Source organism: Arthrobacter sp. NicSoilB4, assembly GCF_019977335.1.
Lineage (GTDB): Bacteria > Actinomycetota > Actinomycetes > Actinomycetales > Micrococcaceae > Arthrobacter.
Genome location: NZ_AP024653.1, coordinates 1,663,935 through 1,687,105, shown reverse-complemented (window position 1 = coordinate 1,687,105; position 23,171 = coordinate 1,663,935). Strand labels below are relative to the sequence as shown.

The window sequence follows — 23,171 nt, the reverse complement described above, 5'->3', positions numbered from 1 at the left end:
GGGCATCCCGCTGCGGCCAGCGCCGGTGTGCAGGGGCCCACCCTGGCGGGGGGCACCCGAAGGGCCACAAGCGAGGGCCAGGCCGGCTGGGATGCTGTCTCAGCTGGCCTGGCCCGTCGTCGCTATCCAGGTCTCTATTTAGCGTGCAGTGGTTCCGTCCGGATCAATGGCCGTGCGCGGGTTCTTCGGCAGCGGCGGCCTCCGCCGGCTCCTTTGCCATGTCCACACCCGTTCCGGCTTCCGACCGAGGAGCCACTTTGACGTCGTCGGCGGAGTTCCCTGCGGCGCGGGCGATCCCGCGTCGGACAGCCTCTACCGTCTTGTCGCTCAGCAGCGGGCCGGTGTAGCCAAGTTCGAGTTCGCCATCGCCGGTCCGGGTGTCATAGTTGCCAAGCGCATCAGCGAGGATGCCTTCCAGTGCGATGGCCTCGGCCAGGGCCTCCGGGGTCGCCGTACTGACGGTGAACCGGAGGTCGTGCACCAGCACTTGGGCAACATGCACGTGGTCCAGCCCCTGAAAGGCCTGATCCTGGCCGAATGCAAGGTCCACCAGTTCACCGCCATCGGCTGTGGTGGCATCACCGGGCAAGGCAACAATTAGCTCCGGCACGGTGTGCTGCAGCACACGGGCTCCCAAGACGTCCGGTGATATCGGCGACACAGCCAGGCCAAGGCTGCCCGCAGCGGAGGAGAGCGCCGTGCGGAGCTTGTCCAGGTCCGCGTCCGCGGCCGGGTGGACGGCCACCGCAATGCGCCGGCGGACCATGAGCCCGTCGTAGCTCACCTGGGGCCGGGCGTTCCCCAGCCCGGAACCCTCCCCGGACGTCAGGACCGCGTCGGACGGGTCGGAAGGACGTGGACCGGGCACTCCGGCCGTGCAGCCGGTCACAAGGGACGAGGCCAGCACCACCGAGACGGCAACAGCAGCGGCCTTCATCTCAGGTACCCGCCGGAAATCCCGGCTGGTATTTCGGGACGAAGGAGTTGGCGGGCAGGGGGTCCGGGACGGACGGGTCCGAGGTGATCGGATCGTTGTTCCGGAGGTCGCCCACGGAGAACTGGACCATCATGTCGTGGTCCTCATGCACAAGGTTGTGGCAGTGCACCATGTAGCGCCCGCCCGTGTGGGCTCCGGTGTCGAACTGCGTGAGCAACGTGACGGACTCGTTCTCCCCGGTATAGAAGACATCCTTGGGCCCCGTCTCCCACGCGAACGGTTGCCCGCCGTTGGTGTTCCGGCCGATGATCTTAGCGTCAATCAAATGGATGTGCACCGGATGGAACCAGCCGCCGGAAGCGTTGGTGATGGTCCACTGCTCGACGTCAAAAGCCTGGGGATTGCCGAACAGCTTCGTAAATCCTGAATTTTCCACATCGGCCCAGGTAACGCCGCTGACGACCCATTCTCCGTTCTCACGTTCCACCCTCAGCTCCCTCTTTGCAACCACCAGGTCCGGTGTCAGGCTCATGACCGGCAGTCCACCACGGGCCGCATTCGGCGAGCCGCCGTCGTCGAGCGTCTTGGGAATCGAGGAGATTGTCCCTTTCCCCGAGCCGGAGTTGCGCACAACCTCGAACTGCATAATTTTGTCCGTATTGGCAAAATCTTCGTTGTTCTTGTTGCTGAGGTTTCGCAGCTGAATCTTTTGCCCCACCTTGTACTTCCGGAAGTCGATAAGAATCTCATAGCGCTCGGCAGTGCCCTGCCTCCATGACTGCACCGCCTGGACCTTCGGAACCATGCCGCCGTCGGTGCCGACAATGTAGACCGGCTCGCCCGTGGAAAGCGTGGGGCGGTAGGAACGGGTAATCGAAGCCACCAGGACCCGGAAACGGTAGATGCGCGGCTTCACCTTCATGGTTGGCCACGGCACGCCGTTGACCATGATGATGTCGCCCCACAGTCCGTCGTGGTCGTTGTCGTTGTAGCCGAACGAGCCATCGGCATTGAACAGGGCATCGGAGATCATCAGCGGCACATCGAACTCGCCCTGCGGCAGCTGGTCACGCTCGAACTTGTCGGACAGCGGGTAGAAGCCGGCCAGCCCGGAGTAGACGTTCTGGGCCGTTATGTGGTGCTTGTGGTCGTGGTACCAGAGCGTCCGCCCGGTTTGCGCGTTGGGGTAGTGGTAGTTCTTGACGTATCCAGGCGGGGTGGTGTCGTTGGCGTAGCCGTCGTACTGCGGAAGCGATGCCGAGCCGTGGAGGTGGGTGACGGTTTGGAAGGCCATCGGATGCAGCAGACCCAGCGCCGGAAAGTCATTGCGGATCCGCACCTCCGTCCGGGTCCCCTGGATGGCCCGGATAGTTGGGCCGGGGAAGATGCCGTTGTACCCGGCGAGAGTAGTCGTGAGGCCCGGCACGAACTGGGCTTGTCCAAGCTTCTGTGTCAGCGCGTACTTGGCATACGGGCGGCTGCGGTCCCCGTCGTCGAAGCCAGTTTCGAACGGCTCCAGCACGGGCGGCCGCCGGAAGACACCTGCATACGGTACCGGCGTGTTTTGAGGCGCCAGCTGGCTCGTCGTGATGGGGGGCGTGGTGGGTGGGGGAACAGTGAGCGGGGCCCCCTTCATTCCCACGAGGCTGAATGCCCCTATGGTTCCGCCAAGCTTTAGAACTTCCCTGCGAGTTGTCATGACCCCTCCTTAATGGTGAGCGATGCATGCCGATGCGGACAGCCGCATGGGCACCCAATGCCGGAGATCAAGCCGCCCTGAGGCATGCCGGCCGCTTCCTCCTTCCACGTCAGGTCATGGCTTGCTCAATCCTCCTCAAATAGTGCCTCGCACAACTTGTGAAAAGGCTGGATCGAGCACAAGACCCGACGTGAAGTCCGGTCCGGAGGCACTACGGCTCCGGCCATCCGCATGATCGGGACGCAAGCAAGGGCCCGCAAGATGTTCCTAGTAATCCATCCTCCAGACGCTATCCACGCCACAACCGCGGAACTCTCGAAGCCGTCGGCGGCATCCCGGAGCGCCCGCGGCATCAAGTACCCACAAGCCTGCTCGGTAGTTCGGGGGGACTTCTTCAGTCCACGGGCCTGGGCCTCCTCCACCCAGGGAACCGTAGTGGAAGCCGTCGACTTTGATGACCACGGGGGGTTTGCCCCAGGCCTCTGAAAGTCATGCGGTTCCAAGCGCCTCCGGCCATGAAGGAGTACGCAGCAACACCGCTGTCCACGCCACGAGAAGGAGCCGTCCGGCCACAGCAACGGAGACCAACAAAAAAGGCCCCCAAAGGGGCCATCCGTGAACAGTTTGTGCACACTCAGAGACCCACAAGCCCCTGAACAGGGAAAACACGTGCCCGAGGTGGGACTCGAACCCACACACCTTTCGATACCGCATTTTGAGTGCGGCGCGTCTGCCAATTCCGCCACTCGGGCGCGGAGTACACCAGTGTAACAATCACTCAACCACAGTGCTGTGAGCAACGCGATCGCTTCCAGTGCGCGAAATTACTCTACATGCAGATAGGCTGAATTCCAGAATCGCGCCAGTGACGCCGCATCGAACATAACCGGTCCAAGTACACAGCGGACAGAACCTAAGATGGTCCTGTTCCCGCCGTACCTTTCCAAGGAGTTCCCGTGTCAGAACAGACGGAGTCAAACCCCACGTCCAAGCCGGCGCGCCGCGTGGTCGTCGCCGAGGACGAGACCCTCATCCGCCTCGACATCATCGAGATCCTGCGGGGCGAAGGCTACGACGTCGTCGGCGAAGCGGACAACGGCGAGAAGGCCGTGCAGCTCGCTGAAGAACTGAAGCCGGACCTGGTCCTGATGGACGTCAAAATGCCTGTCATGGACGGTATCTCCGCGGCCGAGAAGATCGTCAAGGCCCGGATCGCCCCCGTTGTCCTGCTGACCGCGTTCAGCCAGAAGGAACTCGTCGAGCGAGCCCGCGACGCCGGCGCCATGGCCTACGTGGTCAAACCCTTCACCCCCGCGGACCTCATCCCCGCCCTGGAAATCGCCCTCTCCCGCCACGAGGAAATCAAGGCCCTCGAAAGCGAAGTGACCGACCTGCAGGAGCAGTTCGCCACCCGCAAGCTCGTGGAGCGCGCCAAGAGCCTGCTCACGACCAAGATGGGCCTGACGGAGCCGGAGGCGTTCCGCTGGATCCAGAAGACCTCGATGGACCGCCGCCTGAGCATGCGCGAGGTCGCCGAGACCATCATCAACCAGGTCAACTAGTTCACACTCTTACCCGGATCCGGGAGGCTGCACCGGCAGCCTCCCGGATCCGGTTGTTTAACGCTAGTGCGCCAGGTACTCGCTGAGCCCCAGCGCGGCAACAAGCGAAAGCACTCCTCCGCCCAAGGTGGCCCCGGCGATCAAGGCGGGCAGGACTCCCCGCCGAGCGCCACCCTGTCAGTCCCGGATGACGTGAGTATCGTGTGGATGCGGCGATAACGCCGGTGCGTGAGCACAAGGGCCACAAAGGAAACGCATGCCCCCAGCGCGGCCGGAAGGAGGGCCCACGAGCCCAAAACTTCCGGCAGGATGCGCAGCGCCGCCAGGCATGCGACGGCTACCGCCAGTGCCGTCCGGCGCCAGGCCAGCGCGGTGCGTTTAGGCTGCAGTCCGGCGTCGAACGGACGGCCTCCCCGGCCGGATTCGCCCGCAGTACCCTCTGACATCAGGCGAGGACAATCCCAAGGAAGACCAGGACCCCTGCCACCGAAACGGCGGCCCCGATGGGGAACGTAAGACGGGCGGCCGGCAGCGGCCTGTCGAGGCGCAGTGCGCGTTCGATCTGCATCCAGCCAAACCAGGCCTGTACAGGGGCCGCAATCCCGGCGACGATGAGGACAATGGAGGCTGAAAGGCGCAGCCCATCCTGAAGATTCAGTCCGAGAGCCTCCAAGGCGACGCCGCTGGCAAGCAGCGCCAGTGAGGTCCGAATCCAAGCCAGGAAGGTGCGCTCGTTGGCGAGGCTGAACCGGGCGTCCGGATCTGATCCCTGCGAAAACAGCGCTGCCGGGAATCGTCTTGTCGCGTCAGTCACGGCGCTTTCTGGTTGAAGGGGAACTAAAGGGCCCGGCGCCATCTACAACCGGACCACCAAGGACCCTTCGAGCATTGCAGATACGACCCGGGGTAGGCAAACACCCCCGGGGGTATACACTGGGGTATCGAAAGGAGCCCCACATGCGCTACACCCACACCGCGACTCTGCCGCTTTCCTGGGAAGAGTCAGTACAGCGGACCCGCGATGCCCTGGCCGAACAAGGCTTCGGCATCCTGTCCGAAATCAACGTCCGCGCCACCTTTGAGGCCAAACTCGGCACCGAGGCCGCCGCCGCCATCGGCGACTACGTCATCCTCGGCGCCTGCAACCCGGCCTTGGCCAGCCGCGCCCTCGCAGCCGAACCTGAACTCGGCGCGCTGCTGCCCTGCAACGTTGTAGTCCGCCGCGGCAAGGACGCCGCCGTCACGACCATCGACGCCATCGACCCCCAGACGATGGTCCAGCTCAGCGACAACCCTGCCGTCCAGGACGTGGCCAACGACGCCGACGCCCGGCTCCGTAAAGCCCTTGCCGGCCTCGCCGCATCCGGGGCAGCGGCTGGTGTCACGCCCCGGGCATAGCCGGCCGCATTCAAAAGACCAAAAGGGAGGGTCCCCGCCGCGTGTGAACGTGGCGGGGGCCCTCCCTTTTTGTCTGAAACTGAGCCGCTAAGCCTTAGTGCTCTTCTTCTTCTTTTCCGGCCAGGGGCCGAGCTTGTCCTTGGCGACCTCGGCTTCGCCGGTGCTGCCGGCGTCGGCCAGGTCGCCGACCTTGTGGACCTTCAGCATGTTCGTGGAGCCGGCCTTTCCGGGAGGCGAACCGGCGGCGATGACCACCATGTCGCCGTCCTCCACGACATCGAGGCTCAGCAGGCTGCGGTCGACCTGCGCGGTCATCGCATCGGTGTGGTTCACCATCGGAACCAGCACCGGCATGATGCCCCAGGTCAGAGCCAGCTGGTTCCAGACCTGCTCCACCGGCGTGAAGGCAAAGACAGGGCGGATCGGACGCAGCCGCGACAGACGGCGTGCCGAGTCGCCGGACTGGGTGAAGGTACAGATGTACTTCGCATCCAGCTGGTCGGCGATTTCGACGGCGGCACGGGTGATGGCGCCGCCGCGGGTCTTGGGCTTGGTGCCCAGCGGGGGGACGCGCTCCAGGCCGTGGACCTCGGTGGATTCGATGATCCGGGCCATGGTCTTGACGGTCTCGATCGGGAACTTGCCCACGCTGGTCTCGCCCGAGAGCATGACCGCGTCGGCGCCGTCGAGGACGGCGTTGGCGCAGTCGGAGGCCTCGGCGCGGGTCGGGCGCGGGTTGTCGATCATGGACTCGAGCACCTGGGTTGCCACGATGACCGGCTTGGCCCAGCGGCGGGCCAGTTCGATGGCACGCTTCTGTACGATCGGCACTTCCTCGAGGGGAAGTTCCACGCCGAGGTCGCCACGGGCCACCATGATGGCGTCGAAGGCGTCAATGATCTCGGGCAGCTGCTCGACGGCCTGCGGCTTTTCGATCTTGGCGATCACCGGGACGCGGCGGCCCTCCTCGTCCATGATCTCGTGCACGCGCTTGATGTCCGAGGCGTCCCGGACGAAGGAGAGGGCCACCATGTCCACGCCGCGGCGCATGGCCCACCGCAGATCGTCCTCGTCCTTTTCGCTCAGCGCCGGAACGTTGACCGCAACGCCGGGCAGGTTGATGCCCTTGTTGTTCGACACGTAGCCGCCAACAATGACCTGGGCGACCACCTTGACGTCGTCGACGTCGATCGCGCGGAGCGCGACCTTGCCGTCGTCGATCAGCAGCGCGTCGCCGGGGTTGACGTCTTCGGTGAGGCTCTTGAGCGTCGTGGAGCAGATGTCCTTGGTGCCCGGGACGTCCTCCGTGGTGATGGTGAACGTGTCACCGACGGCCAGGAGGTGCGGTCCGTCCACGAACCGGCCGAGGCGGATCTTCGGCCCCTGCAGGTCGGCCATGACAGCGACGGGCTTACCGAGCTGTCCTGCTGCCTTGCGGACGTTCTCGTACGTGGAGTCGTGCACGGAGTAGTCCCCGTGGCTCATGTTCATGCGGGCCACGTCGACGCCGGCTTCCAGCACCGCGAGAGTGTTCTCGAAGCTTGCGATTGCCGGTCCGAACGTGGCCACGATTTTAGCGCGTCTCATATACCTACCCTAGTAGTCGATTGCATTGATGAAGTTGTTTCAGGATGAACGGCCGGAGACCGTTGGATGCGGCCTACAGGACGGCCATGGCCCGGTCGGTCGGCGCCACGGGAGCCGGAAGGATGGTGCTGCCCATGAGGAATTTGTCCACCGCGGCGGCGCACGCGCGCCCCTCGGCGATGGCCCAGACGATCAGCGACTGCCCGCGGCCGGCGTCTCCGGCGACGAAGATGCCTTCCGTGTTGGTCATGTAGTACCCGTCGCGGGCCACGTTGCCGCGGCCGTCGAACTCGGCGCTGACCTGCTCGGTGATCCCGGCAGGCTCCGGGCCGGTGAAGCCCAGGGACAGGAAGACCAAGTCCGCGGCGATGATCCGCTCGGTGCCGGCCTTCGGGAGGCGCTTGCCGTCGACGAATTCCGTCTCGGCCACCTTCACGCCCGTGAGCTTGCCGTTCTCGCCAACGAACTCCACGGTGGAGGCGAGGTAGGTGCGTTCGCCGCCTTCCTCGTGCGCGCTGGCAACTTCGAACAGCGTGGGGAACGTCGGCCACGGCTGGTGGCTGGCGCGCTCCGCCGGCGGCTGCTTGCCGATCGCCAGGGTGGTGACCGACGCGGCCTGGTGCCGGTGCGCGGTGCCGAGGCAGTCCGCGCCGGTGTCGCCGCCGCCAAGGATGACGACGTGCTTGCCGGCGGCGTTGATCTGGTTCTCCACCGTCTCCCCCGCCACCACCCGGTTGGCCGGGACAAGGTAGTCCATCGCGAAGTGCACGCCCTCGAGCTCGCGGCCCGGGATCGGCAGGTCCCGCGGGACGGTGGCGCCGGTGGCCACCACGACGGCGTCGTACCGGCGGCGCAGCTGCTCCCACGTCACGTCGGTGCCGACGGCGACGCCGGTCCGGAAGCGGGTGCCTTCGGCCTTCATCTGCTCCAGCCGGCGGTCGACCTGCTCTTTTTCCATCTTGAAATCGGGGATCCCGTAGCGCAGGAGCCCGCCGATCTTGTCGTCGCGTTCGTAGACGGCGACAGTGTGGCCCACGCGGGTCAGCTGCTGTGCGACGGCGAGCCCGGCGGGGCCTGAGCCGACGACGGCGACCGTCTTGCCGCTGAGGCGGGCCGGCGGCAGCGGGTTGACCCAGCCGTTCTCGAACGCCTGGTCCACGATCGAGACCTCGACCTGCTTGATGGTCACGGCGGGCTGGTTGATGCCCAGCACGCAGGAGGCCTCGCAGGGCGCCGGGCAGAGCCGGCCCGTGAACTCGGGGAAGTTGTTGGTGGCGTGCAGCCGCTCCATCGCTTCCTCGCCCTTGTCCCGCCAGACCAGGTCATTCCACTCCGGAATGAGGTTGCCCAGCGGGCAGCCCTGGTGGCAGAACGGCACGCCGCAGTCCATGCAGCGGCCGGCCTGGGCCTTGAGGACTCCCTTTTCCTGGGCCTCATAGACTTCCTTCCAGTCCATGATGCGGACCGGAACGGGACGGCGGGGCTGGGTTTCGCGCTGACGTACTTTCAGAAATCCGCGTGGATCAGCCACCGGTCACCTCCAGGATTCGAGACCAAACTTCTTCGCCGTCGGGGTCAAGGCCCTCTTCGATGGCGTCAAGACGGGTTTGCAGTACGGCCGCGTAGTCGCGCGGCAGCACCTTGGTGATGCGGGCTGCGGTGTCGTCGAAGTTTTCGAGCAGCCGGGCCGCGAGCAGCGACTCGGTCTCCTCGGAATGCTTCACCAGCAGTCCATGGACAATGTCACGGTCCTCGGCGTCCAGTTCGCGCAGCTGCAGCTCACCGGCTTCGAGGGCCTGCTTGTTGACGCGTTCGGTCTGCAGGTCCAGCACGTAGGCCGTGCCGCCGGACATGCCGGCACCGAAGTTGCGGCCGGTGCGCCCGATGATGAGCGTCTGGCCGCCGGTCATGTACTCGCAGCCGTGGTCGCCGATTCCTTCGACCACCGCGGTGGCGCCGGAGTTGCGGACCAGGAAGCGTTCGCCGACCTGGCCGCGCAGGAACATCTCGCCGCTCGTGGCGCCGTAGCCGATCACGTTGCCGGCGATCACGTTGCGTTCCGCCGGGAAGACGTTCGTGCGGTCCGGCCGGACGATGATGCGCCCGCCGGAGAGTCCCTTGCCGACGTAGTCGTTGGAGTCACCGAACATCCGCAGCGTGATGCCGGCCGGCAGGAACGCACCGAGCGACTGGCCGGCGGTGCCGGTCAGCGTGATGTCGATGGTGTCCGTCGCCAGCACGTCCGTGCTGAATGTCTTGGTGACCACGTGGCCGAGCATGGTGCCGACGGAGCGGTCCGTGTTGATGACGTCGACGGCGATCTTGACCGGGCTGCGGTCGCTCAGGGCTTCCGCGGCCATGCCGATCAGGCGCTGGTCGAAGTGCTTGTCCAGCTCGTGGTTCTGGCCGGTGAGGTTGCGCAGCGGTGCGTCGTCGTCGAACTCGAGTCCGTGCAGGATCGGGTCCAGGTCCAGCCCTTCGGCCTTCCAGTGGTTGATCGCCTCACGGGTGTCGAGCATTTCGGCGTGGCCGATCGCTTCCTCGATGCTCCGGAGACCCAGCTCGGCCAGGATCTCGCGGACTTCCTCGGCGAGGAATTCAAAGAAGTTGACCACGAATTCGGGCTTGCCGTTGAAGCGGGAGCGCAGCTCCGGGTTCTGCGTCGCAACGCCCACCGGGCAGGTGTCGAGGTGGCAGACGCGCATCATGATGCAGCCGGAGACCACCAGCGGGGCGGTGGCGAAACCGAACTCCTCGCCGCCGAGCAGCGCGGCGATCACGACGTCGCGGCCGGTCTTGAGCTGGCCGTCCACCTGCACCACCACACGGTCGCGCAGGCCGTTGAGCATAAGGGTCTGCTGCGTCTCCGCGAGGCCGAGCTCCCACGGCACACCGGCATGCTTGAGCGAGTTCAGCGGCGAGGCGCCGGTACCGCCGTCGTGCCCGGAAACGAGGACGACGTCGGCCTTGGCCTTCGTGACGCCGGCGGCCACCGTGCCGATCCCGACCTCGGAGACCAGCTTGACGTGCACCCGGGCCGAGGGGTTGGCCCGCTTCGCGTCATAGATCAGCTGGGCGAGGTCCTCGATCGAGTAGATGTCGTGGTGCGGCGGCGGGGAGATGAGCCCCACGCCGGGCGTCGAGTGCCGCGTCCGGGCCACCCAGGGGTAGACCTTCTGCGCCATCAGCTGGCCGCCCTCGCCGGGCTTGGCGCCCTGCGCCATCTTGATCTGGATGTCGTCGGCGTTGGTCAGGTACAGGCTGGTCACGCCGAAGCGGCCGGACGCGATCTGCTTGACCGCCGAGCGGCGGGTCGGATCCAGCAGGCGGTCCACGTCCTCGCCGCCTTCACCGGTGTTGGACTTGCCGCCCAGCCGGTTCATGGCGATCGCGAGGGTTTCGTGGGCCTCCTGGGAGATGGAGCCGTAGCTCATCGCGCCGGTGGAGAACCGCTTCACGATGCTGGAGACGGACTCGACTTCCTCGAGCGGGACCGCGGGGCGCAGCCCGGCCTTGAACTTCAGGAGACCGCGAAGGGTCATGAGGTTCTCGGACTGGTCGTCCACGCCTCGGGTGTAGGCCTTGAAGATGTCGTAGCGGCGCTCACGCGTGGCGTGCTGCAGCCGGAACACGGTCTCCGGGTTGAACAGGTGCGGCTCGCCGTCGCGGCGCCACTGGTACTCGCCGCCGCCCATCAGGGCCTGGTGCGGCTGCTCGATGCCGTTCTCGGGGTACGCCATCCGGTGGCGCGCCGCGACCTCGGCCGCGATGACGTCGAGGCCGACGCCGCCGAGCTGGGAGTGCGTGCCGGAGAAGTACTCGTCCACGAGGTCCTGGCCGAGGCCGAGGGCTTCGAAGGTCTGGGCTCCCGTGTAGGAGGCCACGGTGGAGATGCCCATCTTGGACATGATCTTTAGGACGCCCTTGCCGAGGCCCTTGATCAGGTTGTAGACGCCGTCCTGCGGGGTGACCCCGAGGACATCGCCGGTGGAGATGAGCTGCTCCACGGATTCCATGGCCAGGTACGGGTTCACGGCGGAGGCGCCGTAGCCGATCAGCACGGCCACGTGGTGCGTTTCGCGGACGTCGCCGGCCTCGACCACCAGGGCTGTCTTGGTGCGGTTGGCGCTGCGCAGCAGGTGGTGGTGCACGGCGCTGACGAGGAGCAGGGACGGGATCGGCGCCCACTGGGCGTTCGAGTCACGGTCCGAGAGGACGACGTACTGGACGCCGCGGTTGATGGCGCCGGAAACCTGCTCGCAGATTTCGGTGAGCCGGGCGCGGAGGGCGTTCTCGCCGCCCTCGGGGCGGTAGAGGCCGCGGACCTTCATGGCGACTTTGTCACCGTCGGCGTTCTCGATGTTCGCGATCTTGGCGAGCTGGTCGTTGTTGATCACGGGGAACGGCAGCGAAACCTGCGGCTGGCGGACCTGCTTGGTGTCCAGCAGGTTGCCGTTGGGGCCGATCGCGCAGGTCAGCGACGTGACGAGTTCCTCGCGGATGGCGTCCAGCGGCGGGTTGGTGACCTGCGCGAAGGACTGCACGAAGTAGTCGAAGAGCAGCCGCGGGCGCTTAGAGAGGACAGCCACCGGAGTGTCAGACCCCATGGCCCCGAGCGGTTCGGCGCCGGTGCGAGCCATCGGGCCGAGCAGGATCTTCAGTTCCTCGGTGGTGTAGCCGAAGGTGCGCTGGCGGATGTTGACTGAGGCGGCGGTGTGCACAACGTGCTCGCGCTCGGGCAGGTCCTTGAGGTCGATCAGGTTGTCCTTGAGCCACTCAGCCCAGGGGTTCGCTGCCGCCACCTCGGCCTTGACCTCGGCGTCGTCGATGATCCGGCCGGCGTCGGTGTCCACGAGGAACATCTTGCCGGGCGAGACGCGGCCCTTCTTGACCACCTTGGAGGGTTCGACGTCGATCACACCGACTTCGGAGGCGAAAACGACCAGGCCGTCCTCGGTGATCCAGTACCGGCCGGGCCGCAGGCCGTTGCGGTCCAGGGTTGCGCCGACCAGGCTGCCATCGGTGAAGGACACGGCGGCGGGGCCGTCCCACGGTTCCATGAGCAGCGAGTGGTACTCGTAGAAGGCGCGGCGGGCGGGATCCATCGTGGCGTGGTTTTCCCAGGCCTCGGGGATCATCATCATGATCGAGTGCGTGATCGGCCGGCCGGAAAGCCAGAGCAGTTCCGCGACCTCGTCGAAGGAGGCCGAGTCGGAGGCACCGGGCGTGCAGATCGGGTACAGCTCTTCCGGCGAGTCCCCCAGCAGCGGGTTGGCGAGCTGTGACTGGCGGGCACGCATCCAGTTGCGGTTTCCCTTGACCGTGTTAATTTCGCCGTTGTGGGCGATGGTCCGGAAAGGCTGGGCCAGCGGCCAGGACGGGAACGTGTTGGTGGAGAAGCGCGAGTGGACGATCGCGAGCTTGGTCTTGAAGCGCTTGTCCGAGAGGTCCGGGTAGAACGGCTCCAGCTGGGCCGTGGTGAGCATGCCCTTGTAGACGATGGTCCGGCAGGAAAGCGACGGGAAGTACACGCCGAACTTGTTCTGCGCCCGCTTCCGGATCCGCCAGGCGCGGGAGTCGAGTTCGTTGCGCTCCAGCACTTCCCCGGTGCTGGAGGCAAAGAACGGCTGGGAGAAGTACGGCATGCAGGCCCGGGCCATCGCCCCGACCAGGCCGGCCACGATCGGCACTTCGCGCCAGCCAAGGACGGTCAGGCCCTCGTCGGCGGCGAGGCCTTCGATGCCGGCCTTGGCGGCGTCGGATTCGCGCTGCTCGGACGGGAGGAAGGCCGTGCCCACCACGAACTGTCCGGCGGCGGGAAGTTCGAAGTCGGTGACGGCGCGGAAGAATTCGTCCGGGATCTGCATGAGCAGTCCGGCCCCGTCGCCGGTACCCTCGTCGGCGCCCACGGCGCCGCGGTGCTCGAGGTTGCGCAGGGCTGTCAGGGCGGCGTCAACGATGTCGTAACCCGGTTCCCCCCTCAGCGTGGCAATGATGGCGAGGCCGCAGGCGTCCTTCTCCTGCTCCGGGTTGTAGAGCCCGGCAGCTTCGGGAAGCGCCGAGAAGCGCTTGAAAGGTGACATGGCGGGCTGCTGAGGCTCGGACCAACTGGGGCTGTGCAGGGTTTGGGTCATGGGAGACGTCCTTCCTCCTGATCGTGCGTATGGGAGGGACAACATTGGCCCGAATCGGTGCGCCGGTGTGACGGGCACAACAAAGAGTTTTCTTATTCGAATTGTAGGTCAGGGCCGCTTCCTGCACTAACAGTTACGCGGCCGCCGGCCTGGGCTTGCGCGAACACCTTCTGTCTGCTGTCCGCCGCCTTCCCTGCTGCCACGACGTTGTGGAATCGGGCGCTGCGAGGGGTGACTCCGCGGCCCGGTTTGCCGGGGCTGAGCTACTTGGTGCCCTCAGCTTCCGGCGCGGTTCCGGCTCCCGGGTGGCCGGGGACTCCGGCCGCCGGTGCTCCCGTGGCGGGCTTGGTGCCGCCAGTGGATTCCTTTGACGCTTCAGCTGGGGCGGAAGCGCGGCCGGGACCGCTTTGGTTATCAGGGAGATTATCACGCGACTCACTATCTGAGACAGCAGAATCCGCATGCTGGACAGCGCCGCTGTGGGCAGAAGCAGCGGCCGGAACGGTGGCCGGCTGCTTGATGGCCGCGTCCTCCCCTGCGTCGGCGCGGGCCGTTTCGGCCTCGTCATCTGTGTCACCTGATGCGTCACGGTCGACGGCGGCGGCCGGCTTCACATCGGCGTCTGCGTCGGTTTCTTTTTCAGCATGCGCGGCTGTGTCGGCGTCGGGGTCGGCGTCGGAGTTGGCGTCGGCCTCAGCATCAGCGGCAGGCCCAACCTCGGACGGTTCGCGGCCCGGCAGGTACACAGTGTCGGGTTCGGTGCGCTTGCGCAGGCCGAGGATGATGAACGCGGCCAGCGCGCCCAGCAGGACGAAGATGCTGGTCCACACGTTCAGCCTGGTGGTGATGCCGAAGAGGTTGATCTGCTCGGCGTCGTCAATCCGCATCGCTTCGATCCAGACCCGGCCCAGCGTGTAGTAGACCGCATAGAGGCAGAACAGGCGGCCGCGGCGGAAGCTGAACCTGCGGTCCAGCAGCAGCAGGATCCCGACGCCGGCCAGGTTCCAGAGCGACTCGTAGAGGAACGTCGGGTGGAAGAGCGTGTCCGCGGCCATGCCCGGCGGGAAGTTCGGGTTGTCGGCGTCGATCTGCAGTCCCCAGGGCAGGGTGGTGGGGCCGCCGAAGAGCTCCTGGTTGAAGTAGTTGCCCCAGCGGCCGATCGCCTGGGCCAGCAGCAGTCCGGGCGCCGCGGCGTCGAGGAAGGCGCTGAGCTTGACGCCCGCCTTGCGGCAGCCGATCCAGGCGCCCACGGCGCCCAGCAGCACGGCGCCCCAGATGCCCAGTCCGCCACGCTGGAGCTGCGGGATCAGGGACAGGTCGCCGGTGCCGTCGAAGCCTGGGCCGAAGTAAGCGTCCGGGGAGGACACCACGTGGTACAGCCGGCCGCCGATGATGCCGAAGGGGATGGCCCAGATGGCGATGTCCCAGACGCTGCCCTCGGGCGCCCCGCGCTTGGCCCAGCGGACCGAGGTGAGCCACAGGCCCGCAACGATGCCGAGCAGGATGCACAGCGCGTAGGCGTGGATGCGCAGTGACCCCCACGGCAGCGGGATGTCGAATCCGGACCAGTCCGGGCTCGGAATGCTCGCGGGGATCATCGCTGCCGCGTGGAGGACTGACTGCATGTGATTTAAGCTTCTTCCCTGGTAAGGCCGGTGCTGAGGTCTTTCGTCAAGGACGCTACCGCATCCACGCCGCCGTCGCGGATGGCCACGACGAGGGCGGTCCCGACAATCACGCCGTCCGCGTAGGCGGCGATTTCGCGGACCTGGTCCGCGTTGGACACGCCGAGGCCGACGCAGACGCGGTCGGCGCCGGCGGCGTGAGCGGCGGCCACAACGTCCCTGGCCGCGGTGCTGACCGAGGCGCGGGCGCCGGTGACGCCCATGATCGAGACAGCGTAGACAAAGCCGCGGCTCGCCTCGACGGTGCGCTTCATGCGCTCCGGCGAGGACGACGGCGCCACCAGAAACACCCGGTCCAGGCCGTACTTGTCCGAGGCCGCCATCCATTCGGAGGCTTCGTCGGGGATCAGGTCCGGGGTGATGAGCCCTGCTCCCCCGGCGTCGGCCAGCTGGCGGGAAAATTCGTCCACGCCCATCCGGACCACGGGGTTCCAGTAGGTCATGACCAGCACGGCGGCGTCGGTCTTGCTCGTGATGCCGCGGACTACGTCGAAGACCTGCTTGACGTGGAAGCCCTTGGCGAGGGCCTCGGTGGTGGCCGCCTGGATGACATGGCCGTCCATGACCGGATCCGAGTACGGGATGCCGATCTCAATCAGGTCGGCACCGTTCTCCGCGAGGGCGATGCCGGCCGCGATGGAGTCCTCCACGGTGGGGTAGCCGGCGGGCAGGTAGCCGATCAGGGCCGCGCGGCCCTGCGCCTTGGCCCGGTCAATGGCCGCTGCCGATTTGCTGCCGGCGGCCAGGTTGCCTCCGGCGTTCGGTTCGACGTGGTTCACAGCTGCTCCCCCTCTTTGGCGATTTCGTGCTCGGGTGAATCCTTGTCCAGCAGGTCGAACCATTCAGCGGCGGTGGCCACGTCCTTGTCGCCGCGGCCGGAGAGGTTAACCACCACGATCTTTTCTGACGCATCGCCTGTTGAGTTGCCTGCGGCCGCGTCCGCGGCGAGCCGCTGGCCGACCTTGATGGCGCCGGCCAGGGCGTGGGCGGATTCGATGGCGGGGATGATGCCCTCGGTGCGGCAGAGGAGCCGGAACGCGTCCATGGCCTCGCTGTCCGTGATGGGCTCGTAGCTGACGCGTCCGATGTCGGCGAGGTAGGAGTGTTCCGGGCCGACGCCGGGGTAGTCCAGGCCCGCCGAGATGGAGTGCGATTCGATGGTCTGGCCGTCGTCGTCCTGCATCAGGTAGGAGCGGGCGCCGTGCAGCACGCCGGGCTTGCCGAGCGTGATGGTGGCGGCGTGGCGGCCGGTCTCGACGCCCTCGCCGCCGGCCTCGAAGCCGTAGATCTTGACCGAGGGATCGTCCAGGAAGCCGTGGAAGATGCCGATGGCGTTGGAGCCGCCGCCGATGCAGGCGCAGACGGCGTCGGGCAGGCGGCCGGTCTGCTCAAGGATCTGGGCGCGGGCCTCCTCGCCGATGACTTCGTGGAAGTAGCGGACCATGGCCGGGAAGGGGTGCGCCCCGGCGGCGGTGCCCAGCAGGTAGTGCGTGTTGTCCACGTTGGCGACCCAGTCGCGGAGCGCCTCGTTGATGGCGTCCTTGAGGGTCTGGGATCCGTTGGTCACGGGGATGACGGTGGCTCCGAGGAGCTCCATCCGGGCCACGTTGAGTGCCTGCCGGCGGCAATCTTCGGCTCCCATGTAGACAACGCATTCCAGGCCCATCAGGGCGGCGGCGGTGGCGCTGGCGACGCCGTGCTGCCCGGCGCCGGTTTCGGCGATGACGCGGGTTTTGCCCATGCGCTTGGCAAGGAGTGCCTGGCCCAGCACGTTGTTGATCTTGTGCGATCCGGTGTGGTTGAGGTCTTCGCGCTTGAGGAAGATCCGCACGCCCCCGGCGTGCTCGGCGAAGCGCTTGGCCTCGGTCAGCAGCGAGGGCCGGCCGGAGTAGTTCTTGTTCAGCTCCGCGATCTGCGCCGTGAACTCAGGGTCTGCCTTGGCCTTCTCGAAGGTGTCCTCGAGCTCATCCAGGGCTGCGATGAGTGACTCGGGCATCCATCGGCCGCCGTACGAGCCGAAGTAGGGGCCGGGGGCGTGCCGCAGGGATTCTCCACCCTGCAGGAACGCGTCCACGGCGCTTTCATCTGAGCCGGCTGCTGGCGCATCGACCATCAGTCTCACCATCCTGTTCCACTGCTAACTAGATCTTTGGTGCCACACGGAGGTGCTGCGGCGTCCGGCCCGGGCGGTGCCCGGCCGGAGCGCGGTCAGGATCGTGCGGCGATTTCTTCGGCTCCGGCTGCCATGAATTCCGCGATCCGCTCCCGCGGGGTCGCGTCGCTGACCAGCGCTTCACCGACGAGGACCGCGTTGGCGCCGTTCGCGGCGTAGTGCCGGACGTCGTCGACGCCGCGCACGCCCGATTCCGCGATGACGAGCGCACCGGCGGGGATGCCTCCGGCGAGTTCGGCGAAGAGGGACCGGTCGACGTCGAGCGTCTTGAGGTTGCGCACGTTGACGCCGATGATCCGCGCTTCGGCGGCAATGGCGCGTTCGATTTCCTCGGCCGTGTGCGTCTCGACAAGCACGTTCATGCCCAGTTCGCGGCTCAGAGCGCTGTATTCGCGCAGTTGCGCGTCGGACAGGGACGCCACGATCAGCAGGATCAGGTCCGCCCCGTGTGCCCGGGCTTCCCAGATCTGGTAATCGTCGATCATGAAGTCCTTGCGCAGCAGCGGGATGTCCACGGCTGCCCGGACGGCGTCGAGGTCGGCGAGCGACCCGTTGAAGCGGCGCTGTTCCGTCAGGACGCTGATCGCCGCCGCGCCGCCGTCTGCATACTGCACGGCGAGGGAGGCGGGGTCCGAGATGCTCGCGAGATCGCCCTTGGAGGGGCTGCGGCGCTTGATTTCGGCGATGACCTTCAGCTGCCCACGGGTGGCCGACGGGCCGCCCAGGGCGGTCCAGGCGTCGCGGGCCGGCGCGGCTGCGGCGGCGCGTTCCTTCAGTTCCGCGAGCGTGACGAGGCGCTGACGGGCCTCCATATCCTCCCTGACACCGGCATTGATGTCATCGAGAACAGTCACGCCTAGTGGCCGGAGTTCTTCAGCTTGCTGCCGCCCACACCGTAGCCGGCCTTGCGCATGACGAAGCCGATGACCAGGCCAACCAGCATCACAACTCCGCCGGCGATGAAGATCGGGGTGTTGGCGATGACGAAGGCGATGGACATGATGAGGGCACCGACGAGCATTACGAAAACGGTGGTCCAGGCGGCCGGGCTGTTGCCGTGGCCGGTCGGTTCGCGGTGATCGATGTCGTCGTAAGAGTAGCCGCTTCCGGCAGCGGGCTTGGGGGCGGAAACAGGTGCGTTGCTCATTGAAATCTCCTCAGGGTGAATACTGCTTACATTCTGCCATTTATTGGCGGTGTTTTTGGCCGCGTTACCGGCCGCGGCATGGGCTCAGGTGGGATCGTCACCGCGTGACAACCGGTCCCAGCTGTCGATCTCGTCCGCCGGCCCGGCCGGCGCCGCGGACCCGGCGGCCTGGCTACCTGCTGCGCTGCCTGCCGCCGCGGTGTCATATTTCGTGCGCGACTTCCAGTAGCGGCCCGCCGGGATGATCAGCAGCGCGCTGAGCCCCAGCAGGGTGCCGGCCACGACGGCGAGGGCCGGGAAAACGGTGACGTCCACTTTGACGTCGCTGCCCGTGATTCCGGTGGCGGCGGCGATCGAGCCCTGGGCCGCGGCCAGCGGATCCGCAATTACAACAGCGGCGGCGCTGACGATGCCGGCGGCGGCCAGCAGGATGAGCATCGTGATGATCCAGCGGGCCACCCGGCCGGCAATCGACGCGGCGAGCCCGCCTGCCAGGGCCACCAGCGCCAGGGCCGTCACCGTGGTGGCGGCCTTGCTGCCCTGCACCTGGAGGCCATCCTGGCTGTTGACGGCCTGGCCGAGCTGGGCCGGGTCCAGGTGGACAACGAGCCAGGTCTGCGTGGTGGTGCCGAAGACGGCCAGCGCCAGGGCGGCGATGGCCAGGACCAGGGTGGATTTGCGTGCCCAGCGGGGAACGGCGGGGCTGGTGCTCTTCACCGTGGCGCCGCTCATGACTGGGTCCCGGCGTCGGAAATGGACTCGGCCGTAATGTTGCGCAACGACCGGGCCGTGTGGACAGCCCGCATCGGGGCGGCGGCCTTGTTGACGGTTTCCAGTGCCTCGGTGGCGTTGACGGAGTCCGCCACGATGCCCCCGCCGGCCTGGACGTAGGCCCGTCCTTCCCGCAGCAGGGCCGAGCGGATGGCGATGGCCATGTCCATGTCACCGGCGAAGTCGAGGTAGCCCACCACTCCGCCGTAAATTCCGCGGCGGTGCGGTTCCAGCTCGTCGAGCAGGCGCAGTGCCCGGGGCTTGGGCGCACCGGACAGCGTGCCGGCCGGGAACGTCGCCTTGAGCACGTCGTAAGCCTTCGCGGTGGGCGCCAGTTGGCCGACCACGGTGGAGACGAGGTGCATGATGTGGCTGAAGCGCTCGACTTCCATGAACTGGGTGACATCGACGGAACCGGCCACGCAGACCTTGGACAGGTCGTTGCGGGAGAGGTCCACCAGCATCAGGTGTTCGGCGCGTTCCTTCTCGTCCGCGAGGAGTTCCTCGGCCAGGGCCTTGTCCGCCTCGACGGTTTTGCCGCGCGGCCGGGATCCCGCAATCGGGTGGGTGATGACTTCCTCGCCCGTCACCGTCACGAGCGCCTCCGGGGAGGAACCGACGATCGAGTACTGCCGGCCGTTGGCGTCCTCGAGGCTGAAGATGTACATGTAGGGGCTGGGGTTGGTGTTCCGGAGCACCCGGTAGACGTCCAGCGGGTCCGCGCCGCATTCCATTTCGAAGCGGCGCGAGATGACCACCTGGAAGACTTCGCCGTCGACGATCGCTTCCTTGCTGCGGTCCAGGGCGGCGAGATAGTCATTCTCGTCCCAGCGTTCCTGCACGCTGGAGGCGAAGTCCAGGGCTGCCGGGTCGAGCACGGAGACCGGCTGCTTCACGGGCGTGCTGATCTGGGCCAGCAGGGATTTGACCCGCGCGACGGCGTCGTGCCAGGCCTCATCGACCCGGTCGGAGCTGTTGTCGAAGTTGATCGCGTTGGCGATCAGCAGCACGGTGCCGTCCATGTTGTCGTGCACCGCCATGTCGGTGACGAGGTTCAGTGCCATCTCGGGCAGGTCCAGGTCGTCCTCGGGCGGGCTGGTGAGCTTCTCCCAGTGCCGGACGGTTTCCCAGCCTAGGAATCCGACCAGGCCGGAGGTGAAGGGCGGCAGGTCTTCGAAGCGGTCGGTCCGGAGGGCCTCGACGGTGTCGCGGATCGCGTCCACCGGGCTGCCGCCCAATGGCACGCCCACCGGAGGTTCGCCGAGCCAGTGCGCCTGGCCGTCCTTGGTGGTGAGCGTGGCCCGGGAGCGTGCGCCGATGAAGGAGTAGCGGGACCAGGAACCGCCGACGGCAGCGGATTCCATCAGAAACGTGCCGGGCTGGCCCTGGGCGAGTTTGCGGTACAGCCCGATCGGGGTTTCGGCGTCAGCGAGCACCTTCAGCCGGACGGGGATGACACGGCTGTGTCCGGCGAGTTCACGGAACTCCTCCAGACCAGGGCTGATGATTCCAAGGTCCTGCATGGCTGTGGTTTCCGCCTGTTCTTCAGTGGTTCCGGAGGCTTCGGTCCCGAAGCTCCAAATGCTGTGCGTGCTGGTCCAGCCGGGAGTTCAGCTGACGACGACGTCGAGGTCCCGGCCGTCGAAGCAGGTCCGGGTTCCGGTGTGGCAGGCCGCGCCGACCTGGTCCACGCGGACCAGCAGCGCGTCGCCGTCGCAGTCCATCGCGAGGGATTTGACCCACTGCACGTGGCCGGAGGTGTCGCCCTTGCGCCAGTACTCCTGGCGGGAGCGGGAATAGAACGTCACCCGCCCGCTGGTCATGGTGCGGTGCAGGGCCTCGTCGTCCATCCAGCCCAGCATGAGCACCTCGTTGGTGTCGTACTGCTGAACGATCGCCGCGACCAGCCCCGCGCTGTCCCGCTTCAGGACTTCAGCGAGGCCCGCGGGGAGCGGGCTTGCCGGCGCCGCGGGCACGTGCGCTGTTGGACCGGAGACGGTTCCATCAACAGCGTTTCCACTGGCGGCGTTTCGGTCAGTACGGGCGGGGGCGGGCTGCTCAGACATCGTCTCAAGTCTAGTGCCTCGCGGCGGGACGCCGCCCAGTTGCCCGGCGCCCTACTTAACATCGGCGTCACTACGGTGTGAATCGTCTCCCACGAGCCAAAACGACGGCGGTTCAGGTGCACACACGCCGTCGTCTCGTGCTAGTTTCACAAGTGATGCATTTCGTCGATCCGTCCCGAGAAGTTCTGGCCGAAACCTTACTGGCGGCCGGTCCTGACTCCCCCACGCTCTGTAAGGGCTGGCTCACCAGGGACCTTGCTGCCCACCTGTACCTGCGCGAGCGGAAAGCCGCCGTCGGACTTGGCCTGCTGATCAAGCGCCTGTCCAAGGCGTCCGACCAGGCCACGGCCGAACTGGCCGCCAAGCTGAAGACGCCGGAGGAGTACAACAAGCTGGTCAATTCCTTCCGCGCCGGCCCGTCCGCGTTCTCCCCCATGAAGATCAAGGCCTTGGACGAGAGCGCCAACCTGATCGAATACTTCGTCCACACCGAGGACGTCCGCCGGGCCGTAGACCGCTGGGCTCCCCGCGCGCTGGACGAGGAATACTCCGACGCCCTCTGGGATGAACTGGTCAAACGGGCAGCCATCCTCTACCGCGGCGTGGACCTCGGGATAGTGCTGGTGCGCCCCTCCGGACCCCGGCACGTCGCCAAGCGCGCTCCCGTGTCCGTGGCGATCGTCGGCGAACCGGGCGAACTCCTGATGCACGCCCACGGCCGCACCCGCCACGCTCTGGTGACCTTCGAAGGCCAGCCGGACGCCGTCGCGCTCCTGCAGTCCGCCGAAGTCGGACTCTAAACACTCACTCCCCCACAAGACACAGCAACGCGGGGTCACTTACCGCCCATAATCCCCTCTGGGATGGGCGCTAAGTGACCCCGCGTTGCTTATTTGAGGGGGCGGGTGGGCCCACGCCCGCAGGGTTCCCTGTCCGAGCTTGCGAGGATAGGGGGCGGGTGGGTGGGCCCACGCCCGCAGGGTTCCCTGTCCGAGCTTGCGAGGATAGGGGGCGGGTGGGTGGGCCCACGCCCGCAGGGTTCCCTGTCCGAGCTTGCGAGGATAGGGGGCGGGTGGGTGGGCCCACGCCCGCAGGGTTCCCTGTCCGAGCTTGCGAGGATAGGGGGCGGGTGGGTGGGCCCACGCCCGCAGGGTTCCCTGTCCGAGCTTGCGAGGATAGGGGGCGGGTGGGGACTAGCGGACCTCGAAGCCTGCGTCGCGGATGGCGGCCTTGACCTGGGCGATCATGTCCAGCGGGCCGAAGTGGAACACCGACGCCGCCAGCACCGCGTCGGCGCCTGCCGCCACGGCCGGCGGGAAGTGCTCCGGCCTGCCGGCACCGCCGGAAGCGATGAGCGGAACCTTGACGCCGGCCCGCGCGAGGCGGATCAGTTCCAGGTCGAAGCCGTCCTTGGTGCCGTCGGCGTCGATCGAGTTAAGCAGGATTTCACCCACGCCGCGGTCGGCAGCCTCCCGGGCCCACGCGATGGCGTCGATCCCGGTCCCCTTGCGGCCGCCGTGGGTGGTGACCTCGAAGCCGGAGGGCGTGGGCTCTGAACCCGGACGGGTGCGGCGTGCATCGAGGGACAGCACCAGGACCTGGGAACCGAAGTGCCGGGTGATCTCGTCGATCACGTCGGGCCGGGCGACGGCGGCGGTGTTGATTGCCGCCTTGTCCGCGCCGCAGCGCAGGAGCCGGTCCACTTCGGCCACGCCGCGGACGCCGCCGCCGACGGTCAGCGGGATGAAGACTTCCTCGGCGGTGCGCCGGACGACGTCGAACGTGGTTTCCCGGTTGCCCGAGGAGGCCGTGACGTCGAGGAACGTCAGCTCGTCGGCGCCGCCGTGGTCATAGCGGTGCGCCAGCTCGACGGGATCTCCGGCGTCGCGGAGACCTTCGAAATTGATGCCCTTGACCACGCGGCCGGCATCAACGTCCAGGCACGGGATAACGCGGACGGCTACAGCCATGACTTCTCCTGGTATTCGCTTGCTGAAGGTTTACGCGCGCCC

19 protein-coding genes and 1 tRNA gene are annotated in these 23,171 nt (G+C 66.9%); 3 read left to right on the top strand and 17 right to left on the bottom strand.

All coding sequences use genetic code 11. The annotated features are described in order from the left end of the window. Nucleotides 1-163: 163 nt before the first annotated feature. The 3 genes from LDO13_RS07550 to LDO13_RS07540 all read right to left on the bottom strand — a co-directional run bounded on the left by LDO13_RS07550 (nt 164) and on the right by LDO13_RS07540 (nt 3,388). The gene (locus LDO13_RS07550; RefSeq protein ID WP_224049375.1) at nt 164-937 is read right to left on the bottom strand and encodes a hypothetical protein; all 774 of its coding nucleotides are present in this window, start codon (nt 935-937) and stop codon (nt 164-166) included. Between the two features lies 1 nt (nt 938). Then, nucleotides 939-2,636, bottom strand: coding sequence for a multicopper oxidase domain-containing protein (locus LDO13_RS07545; protein WP_224049374.1), 1,698 nt, complete (start codon nt 2,634-2,636; stop codon nt 939-941). A gap of 670 nt (nt 2,637-3,306) precedes the next feature. Further along, nucleotides 3,307-3,388, bottom strand: a tRNA-Leu gene (locus tag LDO13_RS07540). A 204-nt stretch (nt 3,389-3,592) separates the two neighbouring features. Between LDO13_RS07540 and LDO13_RS07535 the strand changes: the two genes are divergently transcribed. Continuing rightward, nucleotides 3,593-4,198 carry a response regulator gene (locus LDO13_RS07535; RefSeq protein ID WP_024368455.1) on the top strand — a complete coding sequence of 202 codons (606 nt, stop codon included), beginning with the start codon at nt 3,593-3,595 and terminating at the stop codon, nt 4,196-4,198. 140 nt (nt 4,199-4,338) lie between these two features. Here the strand turns inward: LDO13_RS07535 and LDO13_RS07530 are convergent, their stop codons facing one another. Further along, nucleotides 4,339-4,644 carry a DUF202 domain-containing protein gene (locus LDO13_RS07530; RefSeq protein ID WP_224049373.1) on the bottom strand — a complete coding sequence of 102 codons (306 nt, stop codon included), beginning with the start codon at nt 4,642-4,644 and terminating at the stop codon, nt 4,339-4,341. Then, nucleotides 4,644-5,054 carry a DUF202 domain-containing protein gene (locus tag LDO13_RS07525; protein WP_224049372.1) on the bottom strand — a complete coding sequence of 137 codons (411 nt, stop codon included), beginning with the start codon at nt 5,052-5,054 and terminating at the stop codon, nt 4,644-4,646. Before LDO13_RS07525 ends, LDO13_RS07530 begins: the two co-directional genes overlap by 1 nt. A 101-nt stretch (nt 5,055-5,155) precedes the next feature. Here LDO13_RS07525 and LDO13_RS07520 point away from each other — a divergent pair, with 101 nt between their 5' ends. After that, entirely contained in the window at nt 5,156-5,596 is a 441-nt protein-coding gene (locus LDO13_RS07520) for a DUF302 domain-containing protein (RefSeq protein WP_224049371.1), read from the top strand. Between the two features lie 87 nt (nt 5,597-5,683). Here the strand turns inward: LDO13_RS07520 and pyk are convergent, their stop codons facing one another. From pyk to hisI, 11 genes are all read right to left on the bottom strand, one after another. After that, a complete protein-coding gene (pyk, locus tag LDO13_RS07515; protein WP_224049370.1) occupies nt 5,684-7,183 on the bottom strand; it encodes a pyruvate kinase in 1,500 nt (499 codons plus the stop codon). Nucleotides 7,184-7,256: 73 nt separating this feature from the next. Next, nucleotides 7,257-8,714, bottom strand: coding sequence for a glutamate synthase subunit beta (locus LDO13_RS07510; RefSeq protein WP_224049369.1), 1,458 nt, complete (start codon nt 8,712-8,714; stop codon nt 7,257-7,259). After that, nucleotides 8,707-13,317, bottom strand: coding sequence for a glutamate synthase large subunit (gene gltB, locus LDO13_RS07505; RefSeq protein ID WP_224049368.1), 4,611 nt, complete (start codon nt 13,315-13,317; stop codon nt 8,707-8,709). Before gltB ends, LDO13_RS07510 begins: the two co-directional genes overlap by 8 nt. Nucleotides 13,318-13,580: 263 nt before the next feature. Continuing rightward, nucleotides 13,581-14,942: a prolipoprotein diacylglyceryl transferase gene (gene lgt / locus LDO13_RS07500; protein ID WP_224049367.1), complete on the bottom strand. Its 1,362-nt coding sequence runs from the start codon at nt 14,940-14,942 to the stop codon at nt 13,581-13,583. Between the two features lie 5 nt (nt 14,943-14,947). Then, a complete protein-coding gene (trpA, locus tag LDO13_RS07495; protein ID WP_224049366.1) occupies nt 14,948-15,781 on the bottom strand; it encodes a tryptophan synthase subunit alpha in 834 nt (277 codons plus the stop codon). Then, nucleotides 15,778-17,115 carry a tryptophan synthase subunit beta gene (gene trpB / locus LDO13_RS07490; protein WP_224049365.1) on the bottom strand — a complete coding sequence of 446 codons (1,338 nt, stop codon included), beginning with the start codon at nt 17,113-17,115 and terminating at the stop codon, nt 15,778-15,780. The genes trpA and trpB overlap by 4 nt, the downstream gene beginning before the upstream one ends. A 95-nt stretch (nt 17,116-17,210) precedes the next feature. Beyond that, complete coding sequence (trpC, locus tag LDO13_RS07485; RefSeq protein ID WP_224049364.1) at nt 17,211-18,029, bottom strand: indole-3-glycerol phosphate synthase TrpC; 819 nt, start codon at nt 18,027-18,029, stop codon at nt 17,211-17,213. A 2-nt stretch (nt 18,030-18,031) separates the two neighbouring features. Next, nucleotides 18,032-18,322, bottom strand: a complete 291-nt coding sequence (locus tag LDO13_RS07480) for an HGxxPAAW family protein (protein ID WP_224049363.1) — start codon at nt 18,320-18,322, stop codon at nt 18,032-18,034. A gap of 84 nt (nt 18,323-18,406) precedes the next feature. After that, complete coding sequence (locus LDO13_RS07475) at nt 18,407-19,054, bottom strand: Trp biosynthesis-associated membrane protein (protein WP_224049362.1); 648 nt, start codon at nt 19,052-19,054, stop codon at nt 18,407-18,409. Further along, entirely contained in the window at nt 19,051-20,616 is a 1,566-nt protein-coding gene (locus LDO13_RS07470; RefSeq protein WP_224049361.1) for an anthranilate synthase component I, read from the bottom strand. Before LDO13_RS07470 ends, LDO13_RS07475 begins: the two co-directional genes overlap by 4 nt. A gap of 87 nt (nt 20,617-20,703) precedes the next feature. After that, nucleotides 20,704-21,159: a phosphoribosyl-AMP cyclohydrolase gene (hisI, locus tag LDO13_RS07465; RefSeq protein WP_224049360.1), complete on the bottom strand. Its 456-nt coding sequence runs from the start codon at nt 21,157-21,159 to the stop codon at nt 20,704-20,706. Nucleotides 21,160-21,314: 155 nt separating this feature from the next. Here hisI and LDO13_RS07460 point away from each other — a divergent pair, with 155 nt between their 5' ends. After that, complete coding sequence (locus LDO13_RS07460; RefSeq protein ID WP_224049359.1) at nt 21,315-21,959, top strand: TIGR03085 family metal-binding protein; 645 nt, start codon at nt 21,315-21,317, stop codon at nt 21,957-21,959. A gap of 393 nt (nt 21,960-22,352) precedes the next feature. On the opposite strand, the gene hisF is transcribed toward LDO13_RS07460, so the two are convergent. After that, entirely contained in the window at nt 22,353-23,129 is a 777-nt protein-coding gene (gene hisF, locus LDO13_RS07455; protein ID WP_224049358.1) for an imidazole glycerol phosphate synthase subunit HisF, read from the bottom strand. Between the last annotated feature and the right edge of the window lie 42 nt (nt 23,130-23,171).